The following is a 16321-nucleotide window of genomic DNA, read 5'->3' on the forward strand; positions in this document are numbered from 1 at the left end:
AAAGTCTATCAAAGCTTCGAAAAAGCGACGCGCCCGGGTCAACATGCCAAGGCGACCCGTGCAACGTCCGAATAACAGCACAGCAAAATTGGTTAGCACTGCGAGACGGCGCTGAGAAAACTGCCGTGACGCAAAGGTTAGAAAGGCCGCTAAATGCAACGTTCATCGACTCCCACGGGTCAGGACCTGGAAGCTATCTCGCGCAACGGCGGAGTGTTCCGCCGCATGGCGTCCCGAATCCCAACATACATGACGGATCTTCGAGAGAACCCCGCTTGGCTGCCGATGTTCCTTTTGGCACGCACCATCCCTTTTCGCAAAGCCCATTGGCTTACCGCCAAACCCGCTGCAATTGTGTCACGCACGCGTGACTCGATGTTCGGCGACCTAAAGGCAGACGCTATCGCGACAGAGCTAAAACGCTCAGGCATTTACCCAGGATTGACGCTCCCAACTGCGATCATAGAAGAAATTGCTCGTTTTGCGCGTGAGACACCATGCTTCGGAAATTTCGACCGGAAGCTCGAATTTTTGCCCCAAGATCATGAAGAGGCCGAGCGCCTCTTCCGCCGGGCGATACTTAGCGGTCACCACTACGAAAGGGTGTTGAAGTGCGACGCCGCCATCGCTGTCCAGCAAGATCCGCTGCTCCTCGAGGTTGCCCGCCACTACCTGGGCGACGGTGCGAAATTGATCACGACGAGGACTTGGTGGAGCTTTCCGACAAGCAGCCCATCGGAAACTGAACTGAGCAGGGCGTCGTTCAAGTTTCATTTTGATTTAGACGACTGGCGAATGCTGAAATTCTTCTTCTATCTTACTGATGTTGATGAAGAGGCGGGTCCGCATGTTTATGTCCGCGGAAGTCACAATCGCCGACGCCTAAAGCATCAACTGACTCTCCTCGTCGGCCACCCGGCGCACGAAGTGGTGGGTTTCTATGGACAACAAAATGTGATGACCCTCACCGGAAGGGCGGGAACGGGCTTTGTAGAGGACCCATTTGGTTTCCACATGGGCACACCAGCTAAAACCAAGCCGAGACTAATGATGGAGGTAGGCTTCGGGATTTCAAAACCCTCAAGGCGGCGCTTCCATGGTGAACCAGTTGTGCGCTGAGCGCACGCCAGTGCTTGTCATGGGGCTCTAGCACAAGCTCTGCTCAAGGAGAGGATGGAACCGCGCAACGCCACTCATGCTGCTGTCATTTTGGTAGCGTTAGCAGAGTGGCGCCATTGCCGATGCGATGCCAAGGGCGTCGAGTTCGCTACCCTCGAATGGTGGATGCGTTCCAACACCGAGGGAGCTTGGAGCTCTTAATGACCGCGGCCGAAGTCGCGTGAAAAGGCTGCACTTCACCGCAACTGATCACATGCCGGATGTCCGAAACCCTTTGCTTGAGCAGGGCATTCAGGAGGCAACCTCTGTATGCCACCCTCTCCGGATCACTCTTCCTCGTATTCCTCCGCGCAAGCCGGGCTCAGACAAGTTCCTCTTAACGCCCCTCAGGCACTAGCAACCACAAAGGTAAGCCCATCCGCCGTCTGGATGAGGTCCCCTCATCGAAACGATTTGCCAGACCGTTACTGCCTCGGGGTAAAGAGGCGCTGCATCGGGAGTTGTTACCATGGAATGCTGCCCCCTCCTGGCCGCAAGGGTTCTTCACCACACCATTCCCAGCACTGATTAGAACTTCGTCGATCCTTGGGGCGGGCGTTGGCATGACTTTCGCATAGCCCTACGGCAGACTGGCTGGAATGATTTAGAAGGACACTGCTACGATGAATACTGAGGCCCAGAAACAAGCACTTAACTGCGCCGGCAGCCCGATGGCCGATCCAACATCACGTGGATCGACGACGCGGATCAGAGATCGTGGCTCACGTCGGACATCAAGACGGCGGCGTACCGAGCAGCACGTTTTCCCTTAGCAAAAATGTCTCTGCAACTGAAACATAGAAAGCGACTGGCAGCACATGTGCAGCACGGGCTTTACACCCTACGGGTTCTCACTAGTAGTTAAGTTCGGCGGCAGCCTAATGCGCGACATTCCGACATGCAAAGATGCGATAGCTGAGTTGGAGCGTCTCGTCGAGTTCGGATACCGGATTTTGCTGGTGCCCGGTGGCGGCCTGCCGGATAAGGCAATAGAGGCGGTTGACGCGAGCTACCCGCTGGCGGCGTTCACAAGCCATCACGCCTGCGCCCTCGCTCAGGATCAAACCGGCTATTTGCTGACGGACCGAGCATTCTCGTCAAAACTCGTCGCAACCTCCGCTTTAGGCGAATGCCGAAAGATATCAGCGGCAGGCATGGTCCCAGTTCTGCTTCCCTCGCGTATTCTCTTCGCCATGGATCCAGTAGACTGGAGTTGGGACGTCACCTCGGACGCCGTTGCCACATGGATCGCTTGGGTAACTGGCGCTGCTTCCGTAGCGTTTCTAACGGATGTTGACGGCGTGTACCGCAGCGGAGGCGCTAGCGAGCCCGCAGAGCTCATACAGCATATAGATGCTGCTGACCTCGCGCGGCTTGGTCACACCTGCATCGATGCCTGCGCCGCCCAATTTATGGCCGCTCGCGGCCTCACGGGCGTCGTCGTCAACGGGTCGCACGCGAACCTCTTGAGGGACTGGCTAGATGGTAAGCCGGTTAAAGCAACCTGTATCACCGCATCGGGTAATCGGGATTAGAGGCATCATGACAGGCGCGGAAAGCGGGATAACAGCTTCTGTGGGCTTGACGGTTTACGGACCGGAGGTAGCGAGATCAGGACTCACAGCCTCTCTCGACAATTTCATCCAACTCAAGAGCGGGCTGAAAATTGATGAACGATCCTTTTCCATTCATGGCCGAAACTCAATCGAACAATTTTATAGCCTAACAAAGTCTACATCTGGAACGCATTGGCCGATCGTGGTCGATCTGTTCGATATGAGGCCGGTTTGCGTCACCATCTGGAAAGGTCACGACGCACTTCATCTTCTGCAGGATCTTAAGGGAAACTCCCATCCCGCGAAAGCAGCGGCGGGAACGGTTCGTAGTTTGTTTTACTGCGATAACGCCGCGAGTAATCTCATCCACGTTAGCGATAGTGCCGAGATAATGGAAGCGGAATTGGCGATCCTTCGCAGCCGCTCCTCCCGCGAAATGGATACGGTGTGGAGTTCTCTCGATTGCGGTCGCGTGACCCACTCCTCGTTACGCATCCTACTTGAGATCCTCGGTGAGCAACTACTCCCGACTCTCTTCAATGGTGACGCTTTGGCGAATGTGCGCTTCTGCGCTAACCGTGCGCGCCTGTTGGCGGCGAGGTCAACACTATTGGGGAGCGTGGAACAGTATCTGGCTGGGCAGTCCGAAGGGCTGGACGAGCTCCTTGAACACGCGGGGATGCTCTCTGGATGGGATCGGCTGATCTTGTCGGCTGGACTGCTTGCAATGCCGGCCTGGCAATATCACCTGGCCGCGCAGCCCGCTATTCATCAGATGGATCACTATGGTCCTTACCGCGTCTAGCCCACGGCTCTAAGGAGGCACGGAATGGATACTCTCAATGAAGTACGAGCCAAACTGGCCCGCAGTCAGCAACAGTCATTTCCCATTCACATGGAAGAGTTCGGCCTGAACCTCGTCGTGAACGAGGGCGTCTTTCCGCCAGCGGAATTCCAAAGTTGGCGATGGCTTGGTGAAAATTTCCCTCCATTTCAAGGCAAGGCGATCCTAGAGATTGGCTGCGGCTTCGGGCTTCCTGGACTTCACCTTGCCAAGAGTGGAGCAAAGTCAATCTTGACATGCGATATAAACCCGGCGGCAGTCGCTAACACGATCGAAAACGCGAGGCGCAATGGTATTAACAACATCCGCGTTGTCCAAAGCGACATCTTTAGTAATATTCAAACCGACCAGCTTTTTGATCTAATTTATTGGAATTATCCATCCTACTATGCCCCGGATCAGTACCAGTTTCGTGATCATCTCGAGCGGGGTGCGGTCGATCCCGGATATCGGTTGCTGGAGCGCTTCCTTTCAGAAGGGCCCTCGCGTTTGAATGGAGCCGGAAGAATCCTTCTCGGCTTTGGGAGCAACGCGAGGGACGATCTTTTCGAGGCTATCGCTAAGAGGAATTTGCTCAGTGCCACCCTTCTTAGATCATCCCCTTCATCCGATGTTGGAGTCACGTATAGGCTTTTCTCTATCCAAAAGACGGCTCCAGCTTCATGATGAACGCAACGACAAGATTGGCCATGTTGGCAATTTCAGGTAACCGTTCCGGTGATAGCTGGATTGCTGGAAGCATGATCCTCGCAGATTTCCTTGATCGTGTCCCGAACGACATCGATATTCATCACGCGAGCGGCAACGCTCTGTCGGACGCGTTCGACAGAGATCTTAGGTCGCTAATCCGAGCAGGCTTTAAAGTGTCGAGCTTCCTTCAGCTTGAAAACGAGCTAGAGGTAAAATTCAAGAGGCTTGGAACCGCGGTTGTATTAAATTGGGTCATAGGAACCGGAGAAGCCCCACAACTCGTCGCCGACAGGGAGCTTGGCACGCGCCTAACGTTGGCGGAGGTCCTTGCCTATAAAGTGGCAAGGTTCAAGGAAGACCCTCTAAGCAAGCATGGAGAAGATCTTCGAGCGCTCCTTCCCCTCCGTCGGCAGAGGATCCCAGAATTCATGTCACTAGGCATTCTTGATATTGGGCCGGTCGAGCGCGAGCAAGAACGCTCCGGAAATAGCACTTCTCGGCCCGCACCTGAAAAACCGTCAGCCGACGCCGACGTGAAACTACTGTCGGATCGAACATGAGAGGCACAGTGCATCTCGATCCTCTTCTGCTCGATAGGATTCGCGCAGCTATCAGCGCATATCCTCCGGCGCTCGCACGTGTGGCCGCATCAATAATTGAGGATCCAGAGTTCGTCATAAATTCATCCATCGACGATTTTGCTCACCATGTAGACAGCGGGTCTGCGTCGATAGTGCGATTTTGCCGCAGACTGGGATATTCCGGCTTCCGGGAGTTCAAAATTGCTCTTAGTGGAGAACTAGAAAAAGCGAAGTTTATCGGTTCATGCGGTGAATGCTCCACAGAGAACCTGTATATCCCTAAGGAGCTCGCTCTTCTCAGCGAGACGCTGCAAAGCGCTGTCGCCGCCTCTGCTCGCTTGATCGATGAGCAACAGGTCATCAAGCTGGCCGGTCGCTTGCGATCTGCAAAGAGGATCGTCGTGCTCGGGGCCGGCGCGTCTTCCGTCTGCGCCGACATTCTCGCGTCCCGCCTCGCCTGGACCGGTCTCCCCATTATCTGCGCGAGCTCACCCGAACTTGCTCGAACGCTCAATCAGTCTTGCGTCGCCGTCGGACTACTCTGGCCAGCGGCAACGAAAGAATCATGGCAATTCCTTTCATGGGCGAGCACTGCCGGCGCGCACTCCATTGCGATAACAGCCGACGAGGCGTGTCTTGTCGCAAAAACCGCCAATGAGACCATCACCATAGCGTCGGATCCCGCCATACGAAAACCCGGATCCTGCCTCCACATTTCGTCGATCCTCCTCCTGAGTGAATACATCCATCGCTGTCTACAGAGCCAATGAGCGCGTGCATGACACTGCTGCAATCGCGCCCAGGCGGAAGGCTGACTTCCCTGGTCCAAAAACTGTTGGGTTCCCGACAGACCGAGGGGCGAAACCGTTCACTTGGCGGCAATCGCGGTTAGTCATTCCCCATGCAGTGCAAGGAGTGTGACAACGCATACGTTGAAGGCTTACGTTGTTCTTACCTTCCCTTGCTTGTGGACCGTCGCACCAAAGATACCAGTGCTAGTCTGTAATCGCGGCCAGTTGGCATCATGTTTGCTTGCTATGATTAAGCCGAATGACAGACCGACGAGGATGCACCGTGACCGCTAGAATGAAAGTACCCTCCGTCATATTTCACACTCGTGTACGCGATGAAGCTATGGACGGCTCAAATCCCTACCGATGGGAGAAAAAGGCATCTTCGGATTTCTTCGACCATAAGCGGGTATTACTTTTCGCCCTTCCCGGCGCGTTCACGCCAACATGTTCAACGTTTCAAGTCCCGGATTTTGAGAAGTTCTATGACCGATTCCTGGAGATAGGCATCGACGAGATCTACTGTTTAGCCGTCAACGATGCCTTGGTGATGAATGCTTGGGGTAAGTCGTTGGGTTTGGAAAAAGTGAAGCTTATCCCAGATGGCTCTGGTGAATTCACCCGCAAGATGGGCATGCTGGTAGCAAAGGATAACATAGGGTTTGGCATGCGCTCTTGGCGCTATGCGGCAGTGATCGATGACGGCGCTGTCGAGCAATTGTTCGAGGAAGAAGGGTATTCCGACAACTGCGAAGAAGATCCATACGGGGTTTCCTCGCCTCAAAATATCTTCGAGCGGTTGAAGCGGGGCGCCGAGGCTTAATGTAGTAAATGGTCTGCCTGCCCTAAGTCAATCAGGAGTCACTCTTAGGATGCAGTATTCAGCAAACCTCACACAGCGGCAGTCCCAATCGCTGGTTTTCACGCCCCAGCTCATACAGTCGATCCGTCTCCTTCAGTTTGCCCATGGTGAGTTACGCCAGTTCATCGAACAGGAACTGGAGAAAAATCCTTTCTTGGAACTTGCGCCCGGCAGTGGGTCGTGTCCCCTGCCGCAGGGCAGCGCGGAGCCTGGCTCTCTTGAGAGCCGAGGTGCTATGTCGGCGAGTTCCGACGGATCGACGTCCCAAAGCGAATGGAAATCCACCCGTAGCAGCCCCGACGTATCGGCGGGCAATTCAATGCCGAGCTTTGAGGAGTATGCTGCCGCGCCCGAAACCCTTCACGAAAACGTAGACCGCCAGATCGCCCTTACACCCTTTAGGTGCGATGAGAGACTGATCGCGCGTGCACTTGCAGATCATCTGGATGATACGGGCTATCTTCATGCCGACCTTCGCGAGATCGCTGCGGTGGCCAACTTTCCGGAGAGCGAGCTAGAGCGAATACTCAGAATTTTGCAAGGCTTTGAGCCAATCGGCATTTTCGCGAGAGATCTCAGAGAATGCCTTGAGATACAATTGCGTCAGCGAGACAGGTTAGATCCTGCCATGGAAGCGTTGGTTGCAAACCTTCCGCTGCTTGCGCAGCGAAACTTTCGTGCCTTGAAGCATCGTTGCGGCGTCGGTGAGGAAGATCTCCTGGAGATGCTGCAAGAGATAAGGTCCCTTGATCCCAAACCCGGCAACCGGTACCACTCGGGCGCACCTGAGGCAATCATCGCTGATGTCCGAGTACTGCCATCCCCTGTCAGCGGATGGCAGATCGAGCTCACGCCTGAGCTATTACCGAGGGTGCTGCTGAACCAGAGTTATTTTACGGAAGTCTCGCGATTTCGACACAATTCAAGTGAGCAAGCGTTCCTCAGCGAGTGTTTTCAAAGTGCGAACTGGCTTGTTCGCAGTCTAGATCAGCGTGCAAGAACCATACTCAAGGTGGCGAGCGAAATCGTGCGCCAGCAGGGTGCCTTCTTCGAGCATGGCGTTGCTCACCTTCGCCCGTTAAACCTTAGAACGGTTGCTGAAGCTGTTGAGATGCACGAGTCGACTGTGAGCCGTGTGACTGCGAATAAGTACATGCTCACGCCACGCGGTGTGTTCGAGCTGAAATATTTCTTCACATCGTCGATCGCGTCCTCAGAAGGAGGCGAGGCTCATTCTGCGGAGGCAATTCGCCACCGGATCAAGGCGATGATCGCGGCAGAGGATGCGAATAGCGTTCTTTCCGACGACGAAATGGTAGCCGAATTAAGACGCGTCGGAATCGATATCGCACGGCGGACGGTCGCGAAATACCGAGAGACGATGAATATACCGTCTTCCTTTCGCCGACGTCGGGAGTTCCAAACGCGACCCACTGTGTGATCAGGCCTAGGCGAGAAGATCAGCTGGGATCATCAGGCTCAAAGCATGCTTCACGGTCCGCGCAGTCGCTGCAGCCTGGGGACTTGCACAAAGCGAAACCCTCTGACTCGCAAATGGTTCGGTAGAGATACTTTTTCCACCTCATGTTATCTTTATTGCCAGCAGCGAGGCGGGGGAAATGCGTAGCCATCAATCGATGGAGTTCGCCCCGCTCGGCGAGTCCAAGCTCTTGCCAAAGATGACCGTCTCTCATACAGCGTCTAGCGACTATTTTGGCGAAGCGGACGCTCGCTTGGCTATCGGGACAGGCATGAGCCAGAAGAATGTCGCGAAGTAGTCCCTCCTCTACCCCGGGCTCCGGGTCCTTTATTTGGTCGATCGCGAGGGAGCCGATCAGCTTTAGAGGAAAGCAGCAGTATACGATGTTTTTGACCTCCTCTCGGGAAAGACCCGTCGCTTCTGTCACGGAAGCCTCTCCCGCTTCGACTTCTTCGAGTGCTCTCGAGAAGATCCTCGCGAGGACATAATCGTCAAAGTCCATCTCCACATCCATTCTCGGCCAACCCCAGGTGTCCGCGAGGCGGAATTTTCTGCGAGAACTGCGCTCTGTGACCGTCCGAACAACCCTGTTTCGAAATCGGTCGGTCACCACTGTATTCTCGCTGCCATCCCACATAAAAATGATTCTCCTCAGGGTAAGTCGACCACAAATAGCCGGCTATCGGGTAAGCATCAAAAACCGTGCCATTCCGTTCCGCAATCGCCAACCTTTTTTGTCGACTCTCCGGCTACAGCTTTGAAATACACAAGACGCAATATCCCCTCGCCCGCTTCCCTCCGTGTCATACTTTCTTGCGACCGCAGCTCCGGTTTCGCGCCTACCTCTCAACGGTGAACCTCAAAGCAGCATCAGGCGAGCAAGGTTGGCACGACAAATGCAGCAAACACAAAGACGAAGATAGGAAGAACCATGATCACTCTCACTGATAGCGCTATTGCGGCAATGAAAGCCGCCATTGAACAGACTGCGGAGCCTGCTAAAGGCCTGCGCATTAAAATTGAGGAAGGGGGCTGCGCGGGCTTCAAGTATGTGATGGGGGTAGAGACCAGCCGAGCGCCGGGCGACGCCGTTGTAGAGACGGGAGGTTTGTGTTTGTTTATCGACAAAGGATCGCAAGCATTCGTCAATGGCCTGAGAGTCGACTTCGTAACCACCTTGGAGGATTCCGGTTTCGTATTCCACAACCCGAACGCCACGGACCCCTGCGACTGTGGCAAGTCGTTTGCCTAGCGAGTACGGTATCTGAATCTGCACTGTCGCCGGGTGCCCGCGTCATCGCGGTCTCCTAGGGCTCGACCAGATAGGGTGGCCGCACGCCAAAGCGACTGCCTGGACACAGCAGACTTGTCGGGCGCCGCCTGCAGATCGGGATCAGTTCGACCAAGTCATGTTGTTTCAGCCATGGGCGTTAAAAAAAGCCTCCGCAAGGGGGGCCATCCGCTTCTCCTTTCGCGGGACAACTCTGATGTGGATATCGACCACGTGCTCGGCGTTAACCAGAGATTGTGGCGTGTCTCCGGTCCATTGCTGGACACCCTGAGAAGAAATTCCGCCTGGTGAGGTGGGCTCCAGCAACCCTACAAGCGAGAAGAATTTTGCACCGGCAGAAGAATACAATTGGAGAACGCAATGAAAACTAATCCCGATAACAGCAGGCCGATAAGCGTTGTAGAAGTCCTTTCGCAGCTGAGAAATCTTTCGGCAGCGGAAGATTTCTTCGAAACGCTCGGTGTCGCATATGAGCGCAGGGTGCTTGAGACGTCCCGTCTGCATATCATGAAGCGCATGGGCCAGTATCTTGCAGACGAGGATCTCGAAGATGCGCCTCAAGAACTTGTTGCCGCGCGCGCTCGCGCCACTCTCAAACGAGCCTATGAAGACTTTGTGACTTCGGCGCCGCTGCACCACCGCGTTTTTAAAGTCTTGCAGGATCATGACCCTCTTTGTGCTACTGAGCACAATATTGGCCGCAATTCCACGTTTGTGCCCTTCGAGAGCGTCCTCAAGCGCTTCGGCGAGGCACCGACGTCGTAGCGGAACATCCTATTGTCGGAAAGCTTACGCTGGCGTTCAAGATCCCCTTGCCATCTAAGCCTTTATGGGGCGAGAGGTGAGATCGAATTGCCCGCGGAAGGTTTTTGGGGTGCTGTTCAAGTTTGGATAGACAGATGGCGCGAGTGTGCCACATCCGCTCGTTGAATCGTATTTGTCAAAGAAGCTTGTAATTTCAGGAATGGCCTCTAAGATACATGACGCTGTATATATACACACACGTTGGTTGCGTTAAATACCAAGAGCAACCTGAGGAGTAGAGCGACCGCGTCTCGTGCTCGCATTGATGAAGTTGGTCCTTTGCGAAGATTTTCGAGCGAAACGCCAGAAACGACGAAGGGCAGCGAGCTCCACGAAATATCGAGGCTACTCGCTGCCCCTATGCGTCTGGATAGAAAATTGGCCAGTGTCGCTGAGGTGCTTCCATCTCTTCTACCGTTGCGCCGTGGGGCAATCACAGTAAGTGCTGGAAAAGAAGACCCTGCCCTCTCGGTGATGATCGAAACTTCCAACAATGCCGCCGATCGCGGCCTTCCGGAAGGTCTACTTGAGCACATCGTCAAGAGCGCCCGGCCCCTTATCGTAAAGGACATTGGAACGTCAGCGCTATTTCTGCATGAACCTTCTAAGGCTACGCGTGGCGAGACGGCGGCTGTGACGTTCATCGGCTTGCCATTACAAGCTGAGCAGGAAACACTAGGAGCACTTTGGATCGATCGCTACCTTGATGATTCAGGCGCAGGTTGCTTTGACGATGACGTGCGATTTTTGACAATAGTGGCAACTCTCGTCGGCAAGGCAATTAAGTCGGATCGTGAGCTTAGGGGATCGGATCGTCAAGTCGTCGCGGTAGGCTCGAAGCCGGACGAGGCGGTTCGAGAGTCGCGATTGGAGCAGCGAAGCAAGGTTGACTGGATCGTCGGTGAGAGCCCTGCATTAAAGCAGGTCCTCGAGATCGCTTCGGCCGCAGCTATGACGAACACCACCGTGCTTCTGCGCGGTGAAAGCGGGACCGGAAAGGAATTCTTCGCGAAGGCGATCCACGCGCTTTCTCCACGCGCAAAAAAGCCATTCGTCAAGCTGAATTGCGCCGCGCTGCCGGAAACACTCTTAGAGTCGGAGCTTTTCGGACATGAGAAGGGTGCATTCACAGGAGCTACTGGGCAGCGCGCGGGCCGGTTTGAGCTGGCGAATGGAGGAACCCTGCTACTCGACGAGATCGGAGAAATCTCGGCCGCCTTTCAAGCTAAACTTCTGCGCGTTTTACAGGAGGGTGAGTTAGAGCGCCTTGGCGGAATGAAGACGTTAAAGGTCGATGTCCGTCTTATCTGCGCTACGAATAAAGATCTAGAGATGGCGGTCGCCAGAGGAGAATTCAGGGCAGACTTGTACTACCGAATCAGCGTCGTTCCAATTCTTTTGCCGCCTCTTCGGGCAAGATCGGGTGACATACCGCGCCTCGCGCAAGTATTCCTCGACCGGTTCAACGAGGAGAACGCTCGTAGCATGGAGTTTGCGGCTTCAGCGATCGATCTAATCTCCCGATGCTACTTTCCGGGTAATGTTCGGGAGCTCGAGAATTGCGTCCGGAGGACCGCCACCCTTGCCCGCTCGACAACGATTGTCTCGTGTGACTTTGCGTGCCAAAACGGGCAATGCTTTTCCGCGCGCCTCTGGAGGGGGGATGCAGATCCAAGCACCATTAGAGCAGTCGATGAGCTTGCTAAAGGTGGTCAATCGCCCGAAGGCGCTCACGTCCTTGGCGTAGAGGCTGGACGCGAACCGCACCCAATCGCAGCTCCCGTGAAGATCTGTGATCCCGCTGATCCGTCTTGTCCGGCGATCTCACCTCGTCTAACCGAGCGAGATCGCTTAATCAATGCTATGGAAAGAGCAGGCTGGGTGCAGGCAAAAGCGGCCCGGCTGCTTGGTATCACACCTCGGCAAGTCGGTTACGCCCTCCGGCGGCACCGCGTCGATGTGAAGAAATTCTAGCGATACTTCGGCAGGATGCGGCAGCATCAATTTTGGATAGTGTCGGCACCTCTTGAAGGGAGGTGTTCATGACCGTTTTCTCATCGCAAACGAAAAAGAGCGGAATGTAACGTTGGGATCACTACATCCAGCTGTTGCCAAGACGTCAATGCTACAGCAGCGGTTTCTTGCTGCCAACGAGATCCCCATCAGCCTAGTCGGCTTGGCAACCATCACACTTGGCACAGATGTTGCTAATTAGCCCGTCATGTTCACAAAGGACGAAGGTGTTTAATGACCACATTATTGATTTCGCCTGACAGCCTGCCCAGCGCAAAACCCTCACCGGGAGGGACGCCACTGAATATTGCACAGGCGGCAGATGCTGAGCCTGGAAATGCTGGCGGAGCGGGGCATCCTAACAAAGATAAACTCGGCTATGATACCCGGCGTGAATAGTAGGCATCTGATTGAGGTGAACAGATGGGTTAAGGAGCATGGAGCGTTTTTGCACAACATTATGCCGCTCATTTTCGGATCCAGCACACGGCAATTTTTTGGCCTCACAGGACGGCGCTCTTCTACCCCAAGGGACTTGAAAGCACTTCAAGATCGCTTGGATGACGGGGCAACGCGGACATCCATGCCGTTGACGAACAGGGGTTCCAATACATTGAAACTGCCATTAGCGCAGTCTACGCGGCTGAAACAAGTGCCGGATACGCGAGGCTTTAGACCCTTCAAACAGGAAAGGAGCGGATGAATGGCTTTCAAGATCATTACTTCTCAATGCACACAATGCGGTGCATGTGAATTCGAATGCCCTTCGAATGCGATCGAATTTAAGGGCGACAATTATGTTATCGACCCGAAGAAGTGCACGGAGTGCAAAGACCAATTCGACACACAGCAATGCGTCTCAATCTGTCCGGTCGCTCAAACCTGCGTACCGGCCTAACCGCAGATCACGCACATGTCGGCCATTTCGGAACAAGAGGTAAATTATGCGAATCGCAATTTCGCCGCGGGTAGAGATCGTCTCAAGGCCAGTATTCTTGGCCGGTGACCTCGTGATAGCCAGGATCGACGTTAAGAACGACGGCACCTATCCGGGAAAGACCGAAGCGGCTATTGTCGGTATGCGAGCAAGAGAACTCGCCTGCGGGAAAGACCGCATGGGCGCGTATTTGCTGCCCAAGGACTAGCAGGATGAAGGTCATGATCCGGCGTTCACCTGAGGGCTTGTCTGCATATGTACCAAAGAAGGATTTGGAAGAGCCAATAGTCGAGTTCGAAAAAGAGAGCCTCTGGGGCGGCTCCGTCCTGTTACGAAATGGGTGGCGACTTCTCCTGCCAGACCTGCCAGATGACACTCGCCTGCCGATAACTGTTGAAGCACGTCGTCTGCTCGACTAGGCAGGCCAGAATACTGTCATGCCAGATGAACTTGCCGTACACGATTTCATGGTCCGGATGTTCACCTGTCGATAGGTTGTCCTAACCAGAATTTCGTCCCAATATGCGTCCTGGTCCGCTCCCTGAGGAAGCTCTCGATTTCACGAGCCAGCATCGTCGGTTCATGACCAACCGTCTTGAGGTGGAGTTCGGGTTGTTCAGGAGGTTCGTACGGCGACGAAACCCCTGTAAACTCCGTGATCTCACCTTTCAACGCTTTCTCATAAAGTCCCTTCGGATCACGTCTCACACATTCCTCAAGCGGCGTATCAATGAAGATTTCCACAAACTCGCCCTCATCCATAAGCTCCCGAGCAATACGGCGCTCCTCTCTAAAAGGGGAGATGAATGAGCAGATGACGATGAGCCCCGCGTCGGCCATGAGTTTCGCGACCTCAGCCACCCGCCGGATGTTCTCGATTCGATCCACGACACCGAACCCAAGATCACGATTGAGCCCGTTGCGCAAATTATCGCCATCAAGAATATATGTATGCTTGCCACTGGCGTGGAGCAACGTCTCCAGCGCGTTTGCAATCGTTGACTTTCCAGATCCGGACAGCCCCGTAAACCATAAGACTGCTGGTTGCTGTCCCTTAATTTCGGCACGGGAAGCTTTGCAAACGTCAAGGGATTGCAAATGTATATTGCGAGGGCGGCGAAGGGGAGAAACCATCATTCCGGCGCCGACGGTCGCGCCACTTGCTCTGTCTACTAAAACAAAGTTTCCGGTCGAGCGATTCTGCTCGTATGCGTCGAATGCGAGCGGCCTCTGCGCCAAGATGTTGCACACTCCGATTTCGTTCATCTCCAGCGTACTTGCTGGCTGGCAGAGTAGAGAATCAACATCAACGCGGTGCTTTAACGCCGTAATGGTCACTTCGACACTGTCGTTCTCCGTCCTCAACAGATAGCCCCGGCCTGGACGCATTGGATCAGGGTCGAACCAGATGAGGCAGGCTTGGAAGTGATCATCCACATAAGGACACGACGAGGGAGATACGAGGATGTCGCCTCGGGAGACATCCAGTTCATCGGAAAGGACCAGTGTGACTGCGTCCCCCTCTCTTGCGGACAAAACGTCCCCGTCAGCAGTCACAATCTTCGCAACTGACGAATGCGAGCCTGATTTGGCAACAACGACGGGGTCACCGACGCGAATCGTACCAGATGCTACTCTACCGGCGTAGCCGCGGAACTCGGAATGGGGGCGAATGACAAGCTGAACCGGGAAACGCGGCACCTTATGCTTCTCAGTGGAGCAAGCCTCGAAATCCTCCAAATACTCAAGAAGCACTGAGCCCGCGTACCACGGGATGTTTTCCGACCGAAAGACAACATTGTCTCCAAACCGCGCCGACATCGGAATGGCATCTACGGTTGCAAACCCGAGGGTTTCGGTGAAGGCCCTAAAGTCGTTGAGAACAGCCAGATACTGGGATTCGCTATATCCTACGAGGTCCATCTTGTTGACCGCGAGAACAATGTGACGGATCCCGAGAAGTGATAAGAGGTGCGTGTGCCTCTTCGTCTGACGAAGAATTCCCTGCCGGATATCCACCACAATAACAGCGAGATCCGCGGTAGACGCTCCCGTCGCCATGTTCCGCGTATATTCATCATGGCCTGGCGCGTCCGCCACAATGAATTTGCGCTTCGGGGTCGAAAAAAACCGATGCGCGACATCAATCGTGATCCCCTGTTCCCGTTCAGCTTGGAGGCCATCCAACAACAGCGCAAAATTCAGCTGCTCACCGTCGCCGTGACCCCTGGCAGAACACAGGCTGGCCAGTTGATCTTCGCACACCAGTTGCGCATCGCACAGCAGTCGTCCCATCAGCGTTGACTTTCCGTCGTCGACTGAGCCACAGGTTATCACCCGAAGCGGTGACTTCGCCGGAGCGGGCGGAGTGTCCGCGCCATGGAGTTTTGGAGCAACTACTGGAGAGCCTGACATCAGAAATATCCCTCGCGCTTCTTCATCTCGAGTGCGCCAGCCTCGTCCTGATCTATCAGCCGCCCTTGGCGCTCCGAAGTGCGCGTGGCGGAGATCTCTGCCAGAATTTCGCGCACATTCGTCGCTCGCGACCTAAGCGCCCCAGTCAAAGGGTAGCAGCCGAGGGTGCGGAAGCGCACCATGGAGTGCGAGATTTGATCGTCGGGTCGAAGAGGCATACGCTCGTCATCGACCATGATGATTAGGTCACCCCGTTGAACGGTCGGGCGGCGTGCTGCAAAATATAGCGGCACCACCTGGATCTTCTCCATCTGAATGTAATGCCAGATGTCGATCTCAGTCCAATTCGAAAGGGGGAAGACACGCATCGTTTCACCCGAGCCCAGTCGGGTATTATACGTCCTCCACATCTCCGGGCGTTGGCGCTTTGGATCCCAAGCGTGCTGCGCGCTTCGGACCGAAAAGATGCGTTCTTTCGAGCGCGACTTCTCCTCGTCCCGACGAGCACCCGCTAACGCTGCATCGAAGCCGTGCTTGTCAAGTGCTTGGCGGAGAGCTAACGTTTTCATAACGTGCGTGTATGTGTTAGCGCCGTCCTTGAAAGGGTTGATGCCCTGTTCAACACCCTCGCGGTTAACATGCACGATGAGCTCCAGGCCAAAGTGGTCTGCGGTACGGTCACGAAACTCTATCATCTCGCGAAACTTCCATTGCGTATCCACATGCAACAACGGAAAAGGCGGTTTCGAGGGGAAAAATGCTTTCATTGCAAGGTGAACCAGAACCGAGGAATCCTTACCAATGGAATACAAGATAGCGGGGCGCGAAAAGTTAGCAGCGACTTCCCGGATGATATGGATCGCTTCAGACTCAAGGTATCGAAGATGGCTTTGTCGCAT

General features: G+C 54.6%; 17 protein-coding genes and 1 pseudogene. 15 read left to right on the top strand and 3 right to left on the bottom strand.

What is annotated here, in order from left to right:
* The first annotated feature begins 153 nt into the window (after positions 1-153).
* The 8 genes from RGCCGE502_RS32520 (at position 154) to rpoN (ending at position 7923) form a co-directional block, all read left to right on the top strand.
* The gene (locus RGCCGE502_RS32520; protein WP_016558478.1) at positions 154-1119 is read left to right on the top strand and encodes a phytanoyl-CoA dioxygenase family protein; all 966 of its coding nucleotides are present in this window, start codon (positions 154-156) and stop codon (positions 1117-1119) included.
* An 857-nt stretch (positions 1120-1976) separates the two neighbouring features.
* The gene (locus tag RGCCGE502_RS32525) at positions 1977-2693 is read left to right on the top strand and encodes an amino acid kinase family protein (RefSeq protein ID WP_016558479.1); all 717 of its coding nucleotides are present in this window, start codon (positions 1977-1979) and stop codon (positions 2691-2693) included.
* A gap of 7 nt (positions 2694-2700) precedes the next feature.
* A complete protein-coding gene (locus RGCCGE502_RS32530; protein WP_016558480.1) occupies positions 2701-3519 on the top strand; it encodes a nucleoside-diphosphate kinase in 819 nt (272 codons plus the stop codon).
* Between the two features lie 24 nt (positions 3520-3543).
* Positions 3544-4224 carry a methyltransferase gene (locus RGCCGE502_RS32535; protein WP_016558481.1) on the top strand — a complete coding sequence of 227 codons (681 nt, stop codon included), beginning with the start codon at positions 3544-3546 and terminating at the stop codon, positions 4222-4224.
* The gene (locus RGCCGE502_RS32540) at positions 4221-4808 is read left to right on the top strand and encodes a hypothetical protein (protein WP_016558482.1); all 588 of its coding nucleotides are present in this window, start codon (positions 4221-4223) and stop codon (positions 4806-4808) included. The genes RGCCGE502_RS32535 and RGCCGE502_RS32540 overlap by 4 nt, the downstream gene beginning before the upstream one ends.
* Positions 4805-5599 carry a MurR/RpiR family transcriptional regulator gene (locus RGCCGE502_RS32545; protein ID WP_019280587.1) on the top strand — a complete coding sequence of 265 codons (795 nt, stop codon included), beginning with the start codon at positions 4805-4807 and terminating at the stop codon, positions 5597-5599. The genes RGCCGE502_RS32540 and RGCCGE502_RS32545 overlap by 4 nt, the downstream gene beginning before the upstream one ends.
* 304 nt (positions 5600-5903) lie before the next feature.
* Positions 5904-6443 carry a peroxiredoxin gene (locus RGCCGE502_RS32550; protein WP_016558484.1) on the top strand — a complete coding sequence of 180 codons (540 nt, stop codon included), beginning with the start codon at positions 5904-5906 and terminating at the stop codon, positions 6441-6443.
* A 49-nt stretch (positions 6444-6492) separates the two neighbouring features.
* Positions 6493-7923 carry an RNA polymerase factor sigma-54 gene (rpoN, locus tag RGCCGE502_RS32555; RefSeq protein WP_016558485.1) on the top strand — a complete coding sequence of 477 codons (1431 nt, stop codon included), beginning with the start codon at positions 6493-6495 and terminating at the stop codon, positions 7921-7923.
* Between the two features lie 19 nt (positions 7924-7942).
* Here the strand turns inward: rpoN and RGCCGE502_RS32560 are convergent, their stop codons facing one another.
* Positions 7943-8599: a nitrogen fixation protein NifQ gene (locus RGCCGE502_RS32560; protein ID WP_016558486.1), complete on the bottom strand. Its 657-nt coding sequence runs from the start codon at positions 8597-8599 to the stop codon at positions 7943-7945.
* 294 nt (positions 8600-8893) lie between these two features.
* Between RGCCGE502_RS32560 and RGCCGE502_RS32565 the strand changes: the two genes are divergently transcribed.
* The 7 genes and pseudogenes from RGCCGE502_RS32565 to nifT all read left to right on the top strand — a co-directional run bounded on the left by RGCCGE502_RS32565 (position 8894) and on the right by nifT (position 13426).
* Positions 8894-9214, top strand: a complete 321-nt coding sequence (locus tag RGCCGE502_RS32565) for a HesB/IscA family protein (RefSeq protein WP_016558487.1) — start codon at positions 8894-8896, stop codon at positions 9212-9214.
* A gap of 399 nt (positions 9215-9613) precedes the next feature.
* A complete protein-coding gene (gene nifW, locus RGCCGE502_RS32570; protein WP_016558488.1) occupies positions 9614-10018 on the top strand; it encodes a nitrogenase stabilizing/protective protein NifW in 405 nt (134 codons plus the stop codon).
* Between the two features lie 318 nt (positions 10019-10336).
* Positions 10337-12031: a nif-specific transcriptional activator NifA gene (gene nifA / locus RGCCGE502_RS32575; protein WP_280114312.1), complete on the top strand. Its 1695-nt coding sequence runs from the start codon at positions 10337-10339 to the stop codon at positions 12029-12031.
* A gap of 343 nt (positions 12032-12374) precedes the next feature.
* Positions 12375-12641: pseudogene (locus RGCCGE502_RS38515) on the top strand (FeMo cofactor biosynthesis protein); the annotation flags it as partial.
* Positions 12642-12773: 132 nt separating this feature from the next.
* On the top strand, positions 12774-12968 hold the full coding sequence (locus RGCCGE502_RS32585) for a 4Fe-4S binding protein (protein WP_016558491.1): 195 nt from the start codon (positions 12774-12776) through the stop codon (positions 12966-12968).
* Between the two features lie 46 nt (positions 12969-13014).
* Entirely contained in the window at positions 13015-13215 is a 201-nt protein-coding gene (locus tag RGCCGE502_RS32590) for a nitrogen fixation protein NifZ (RefSeq protein ID WP_016558492.1), read from the top strand.
* A 4-nt stretch (positions 13216-13219) separates the two neighbouring features.
* Complete coding sequence (nifT, locus tag RGCCGE502_RS36130; RefSeq protein WP_016558493.1) at positions 13220-13426, top strand: putative nitrogen fixation protein NifT; 207 nt, start codon at positions 13220-13222, stop codon at positions 13424-13426.
* A 61-nt stretch (positions 13427-13487) separates the two neighbouring features.
* Here nifT and cysC read toward each other — a convergent pair whose 3' ends face one another.
* Complete coding sequence (gene cysC, locus RGCCGE502_RS32595; protein WP_040676176.1) at positions 13488-15422, bottom strand: adenylyl-sulfate kinase; 1935 nt, start codon at positions 15420-15422, stop codon at positions 13488-13490.
* The gene (gene cysD / locus RGCCGE502_RS32600) at positions 15422-16321 is read right to left on the bottom strand and encodes a sulfate adenylyltransferase subunit CysD (protein ID WP_016558495.1); all 900 of its coding nucleotides are present in this window, start codon (positions 16319-16321) and stop codon (positions 15422-15424) included. Before cysD ends, cysC begins: the two co-directional genes overlap by 1 nt.

It is taken from the genome of Rhizobium grahamii CCGE 502 (genome assembly GCF_000298315.2).
In the GTDB taxonomy this organism is placed as follows: Bacteria; Pseudomonadota; Alphaproteobacteria; order Rhizobiales; family Rhizobiaceae; genus Rhizobium; species Rhizobium grahamii.

Coding starts and splice junctions, on each gene's coding strand:
- RGCCGE502_RS32560 (WP_016558486.1), bottom strand. CDS start 8,599: ATGTGGGATGGCAGCGAGAATACAGTGGTGACCGACCGATTTCGAAAC.
- nifT (WP_016558493.1), top strand. CDS start 13,220: ATGAAGGTCATGATCCGGCGTTCACCTGAGGGCTTGTCTGCATATGTA.
- RGCCGE502_RS32540 (WP_016558482.1), top strand. CDS start 4,221: ATGATGAACGCAACGACAAGATTGGCCATGTTGGCAATTTCAGGTAAC.
- cysD (WP_016558495.1), bottom strand. CDS start 16,321: ATGCGACAAAGCCATCTTCGATACCTTGAGTCTGAAGCGATCCATATC.
- cysC (WP_040676176.1), bottom strand. CDS start 15,422: ATGTCAGGCTCTCCAGTAGTTGCTCCAAAACTCCATGGCGCGGACACT.
- RGCCGE502_RS32565 (WP_016558487.1), top strand. CDS start 8,894: ATGATCACTCTCACTGATAGCGCTATTGCGGCAATGAAAGCCGCCATT.
- RGCCGE502_RS32590 (WP_016558492.1), top strand. CDS start 13,015: ATGCGAATCGCAATTTCGCCGCGGGTAGAGATCGTCTCAAGGCCAGTA.
- rpoN (WP_016558485.1), top strand. CDS start 6,493: ATGCAGTATTCAGCAAACCTCACACAGCGGCAGTCCCAATCGCTGGTT.
- RGCCGE502_RS32530 (WP_016558480.1), top strand. CDS start 2,701: ATGACAGGCGCGGAAAGCGGGATAACAGCTTCTGTGGGCTTGACGGTT.
- RGCCGE502_RS32535 (WP_016558481.1), top strand. CDS start 3,544: ATGGATACTCTCAATGAAGTACGAGCCAAACTGGCCCGCAGTCAGCAA.
- RGCCGE502_RS32520 (WP_016558478.1), top strand. CDS start 154: ATGCAACGTTCATCGACTCCCACGGGTCAGGACCTGGAAGCTATCTCG.
- RGCCGE502_RS32545 (WP_019280587.1), top strand. CDS start 4,805: ATGAGAGGCACAGTGCATCTCGATCCTCTTCTGCTCGATAGGATTCGC.
- nifW (WP_016558488.1), top strand. CDS start 9,614: ATGAAAACTAATCCCGATAACAGCAGGCCGATAAGCGTTGTAGAAGTC.
- RGCCGE502_RS32525 (WP_016558479.1), top strand. CDS start 1,977: ATGTGCAGCACGGGCTTTACACCCTACGGGTTCTCACTAGTAGTTAAG.
- RGCCGE502_RS32585 (WP_016558491.1), top strand. CDS start 12,774: ATGGCTTTCAAGATCATTACTTCTCAATGCACACAATGCGGTGCATGT.